General features: G+C 48.6%; 5 protein-coding genes. 2 read left to right on the forward strand and 3 right to left on the reverse strand.

The annotated features are described in order from the left end of the window. Window positions 1-132 precede the first annotated feature (132 nt). Window positions 133-393: a DUF4404 family protein gene (locus KDK17_RS14140; RefSeq protein WP_257254941.1), complete on the reverse strand. Its 261-nt coding sequence runs from the start codon at window positions 391-393 to the stop codon at window positions 133-135. A gap of 153 nt (window positions 394-546) precedes the next feature. On the opposite strand from KDK17_RS14140, the gene KDK17_RS14145 reads away from it, so the two are divergent. Together KDK17_RS14145 and KDK17_RS14150 are read left to right on the forward strand one after the other, a co-directional pair. Further along, window positions 547-1209, forward strand: a complete 663-nt coding sequence (locus tag KDK17_RS14145) for a fumarylacetoacetate hydrolase family protein (RefSeq protein WP_257254942.1) — start codon at window positions 547-549, stop codon at window positions 1207-1209. A gap of 72 nt (window positions 1210-1281) precedes the next feature. Further along, window positions 1282-1665, forward strand: coding sequence for a response regulator (locus tag KDK17_RS14150; protein WP_257254943.1), 384 nt, complete (start codon window positions 1282-1284; stop codon window positions 1663-1665). A 14-nt stretch (window positions 1666-1679) separates the two neighbouring features. On the opposite strand, the gene KDK17_RS14155 is transcribed toward KDK17_RS14150, so the two are convergent. Together KDK17_RS14155 and KDK17_RS14160 are read right to left on the reverse strand one after the other, a co-directional pair. Further along, window positions 1680-2081 (reverse strand): acyl-CoA thioesterase, encoded by a 402-nt coding sequence (locus tag KDK17_RS14155; protein ID WP_257254944.1) that lies wholly within the window; start codon window positions 2079-2081, stop codon window positions 1680-1682. 104 nt (window positions 2082-2185) lie between these two features. Continuing rightward, the coding region (locus KDK17_RS14160; protein ID WP_257288331.1) for a TRAP transporter large permease subunit at window positions 2186-2985 on the reverse strand (800 nt) is incomplete at its 5' end.

Consider the following 2985-nt stretch of genomic DNA (forward strand, 5'->3'; position numbering starts at 1 on the left):
ACCGGGGTGGGGATAATAGCATAAAAAAGAGAAAAACCCTTACCTTGGGTGTATAAATGCTACGCTCGTTGCCCAATCACAACTTCAGGGTTTAAACCTCAGGTGCAGAGCAGTTATGATGAATTTTTTGTTTCAGACACCTATGCTTGATAGCGTAGTCAGAATCTGCCTGATAGCCTGAGACAATGCAGGATGTTCTTCGGAAAACTTGATCGCTTCCTGTTCAAGCTGTTCATTGTAATCCTGCAGGGGAATGTCACCTTCCGCCTGAGCCAGAGCCAGCTGTAGCTCATCGGTAATTTGCTTGAGCGCCCCTGCAGTACAATCATCCACTGGCTGTCCTTCAAGCAGGTCATGCAGATTCTGGATATTTAGGTGGAGTTCTTCAGACATGACGCGCTCCTGTGATCAGGTTAATCTGGAAAACAGAATCTTTGTACTGTGAATGATAGCTTCAGCAGTCGAACCCGGCTGATAAATACTAGCGATGTGCCAGATCATGAGCAAAAGAAAAATACAAGAACAAACAAGCAACAAGGAAGCCTTATGAAGTACAGGCACCATTGGCTAAGTGGCGACCGCATTGACTTGCCGACCGGCAAAGTGGTCTGTGTTGGTCGAAATTATGCCGAGCACATTCGGGAGTTGAATAATCCACTGCCCGATGACCCGGTGTTGTTTATCAAACCTTCAACATCACTGACATCTCTGGAAATGCCCTTTGCTATTCCCATTGATCGCGGAGAAGTTCATTACGAAACAGAAATAGCGATTCTGATGGATACCCGACTCCACAATGCCAGCGAGAGTGAGAGCATAAATGCCATCAAGGCGATGGGACTGGCACTGGATCTGACACTCCGGGATGTCCAGTTCCGGCTGAAAGAAAAAGGGCTGCCCTGGGAAGTGGCCAAAGCGTTTGATGGCAGTTGCCCTGTTTCGGGGTTTGTTGCCAGAGAGCACCTGCCCAATTTTGATGACATTCGCTTCAGCCTTAAAGTCAATGGTCAGACACGTCAGGAAGACACTTCAGCCCATATGCTGACCTCCATTCCGGGACTGATCAGCTACATAAGCCGCCATTTCACACTGGAACCCGGTGATATTGTCCTCACAGGCACTCCGGCCGGTGTCGGTCCTCTGAAACAGGGAGATCAGCTGGAATTGGCTATTTCTGAGCGGTTTAGTCTGGCAACATCCTGTATCTAAAGAACTCAGTATTTTTTCAGATATTGATGGTATAGAAATCAGGCCACAGGCAAAGGAAGGCCGGTGTCAGCGATGGAAACCCACAGCCTCCACATTCTGGTGGTGGAAGATAGTCAAGTGAACCAGATGGTGGCCAAAAAGCTGCTGGAAAAGTTAGGCTGTACCTGCAAAATGGCCCGCAATGGTCAGGAAGCGCTAGACATGCTTGAGACTTCAGAGGCCTTCGACCTGATTCTTATGGATTGCATGATGCCCATCATGGATGGTCTGGAAGCCAGTGAAAAAATCAGAGCCTCCGGCCAAAGTTACGCCGGTATACCCATTATTGCCTTCACAGCGAGTACCTCGGAATCGGATAAGATCGCTTGCAAGTCTGCCGGTATGGATGATTTTCTGGACAAACCGATCACACTTGCCGGCTTATCAGAAAAGCTGGCTCTGTGGACCAGATGCTGAAACTGCCTTGATTCCTAAGGGCTTCCGTCACTGTGGATCCGACTCGTTCTACCTTCTGAATCTATGGCTACAAAAACCATACTGGCTTCAGTCAACTTGGTACGACCGTTTTTGTCTTCAACCCAGGCTTCTACCACTATCCGAATCGACGTTTTGCCGACCTCTGTCACCCTTGTGAACAGTGCAAGAATATCGCCCATTTTCACTGAGCGCATAAAACTCATACTTCCGATGCTCACAGTGACAACACGTCCTGTAGCAATCTTTCTGGCCATAATCGAACCGGCCTGATCGATCTGCATGGCGACCCAGCCACCAAAGACATCGCCTGTCGTATTGACGGACTGGTAGTCCGCCAGCACTTTCAGTGTTAGTTCTCCCTGAGGTCCGGGAGCAAGATCATTATCCAGTTCCATATTACTCTCTTGTATTTAATGTTTTTATTTTTTGGCGCAACTGACTCTGAAAATCCTTATAGCTTAAAAAGAGTGTCAGGTTGTTTCTTGCGCTCAGGATCTTCTTAACCGTAAAACTTTTCCGGAAGCCATGTAGCTATTTCCGGCCAGACTGCCAGTGCACACAGCAATATCAGCTGGATCATCACAAAAGGCACGACACCTTTATAAATATCAGACGTTGTCACTTCTGTGGGAGCCACCCCCCTGAGATAAAACAGCGCAAAGCCAAATGGCGGTGTCAGAAATGAGGTCTGCAAGTTGATAGCCATCATGATGCCCAGCCAGACAGGATCGAGTCCCATGGCCAGCAGAACCGGTCCGACCAGAGGCACGATAACAAACGTTATTTCAATAAAGTCCAGGATAAATCCGAGCAGGAACATCACCAGCATGACCACCAGAACCGCTGTCAATTTCCCTCCTGGCATATGGGTGCATAACTCATGAATCAGCTCTTCGCCGCCAACGCCCCTAAACCCCAGAGAAAAGACAGAAGCACCGATCAGGATTAAAAACACCATGCAGGTCACTTTTGTCGTATTAGACAGTGTTTTGGATAACGTCTGAAACGTTAACTGTCGTTTCATTACAGCTAGCAAAAAAGCACCGATTGCACCCACACCCGCTGCTTCTGTTGGTGTCGCGGCTCCTGCCAGAATCGATCCCAGCACTAAGCCAATCAAGAGCAGTGGGGGCAACAGATTCATGAGCAGATAAGTATTATCCCCCTCATCATAAGCCCCGATATCTTCATCAGACAGACCAGGCGCCGCTGCCGGATTGCTCCAGGCTACGATCAGCAGATAGAGAGCATAGGCAGCCACCAGAATCAGGCCGGGGATAAGAGCCCCGACAAACAGAC

The organism is Endozoicomonas sp. SESOKO2, from assembly GCF_024606245.1.
Taxonomy (GTDB): Bacteria; Pseudomonadota; Gammaproteobacteria; order Pseudomonadales; family Endozoicomonadaceae; genus Endozoicomonas_A.

What these genes read in the sequence shown, in the direction of transcription:
- KDK17_RS14145 (WP_257254942.1), top strand. Translation starts at nt 547, where the DNA reads ATGAAGTACAGGCACCATTGGCTAAGTGGCGACCGCATTGACTTGCCG.
- KDK17_RS14140 (WP_257254941.1), bottom strand. Translation starts at nt 393, where the DNA reads ATGTCTGAAGAACTCCACCTAAATATCCAGAATCTGCATGACCTGCTT.
- KDK17_RS14150 (WP_257254943.1), top strand. Translation starts at nt 1,282, where the DNA reads ATGGAAACCCACAGCCTCCACATTCTGGTGGTGGAAGATAGTCAAGTG.
- KDK17_RS14155 (WP_257254944.1), bottom strand. Translation starts at nt 2,081, where the DNA reads ATGGAACTGGATAATGATCTTGCTCCCGGACCTCAGGGAGAACTAACA.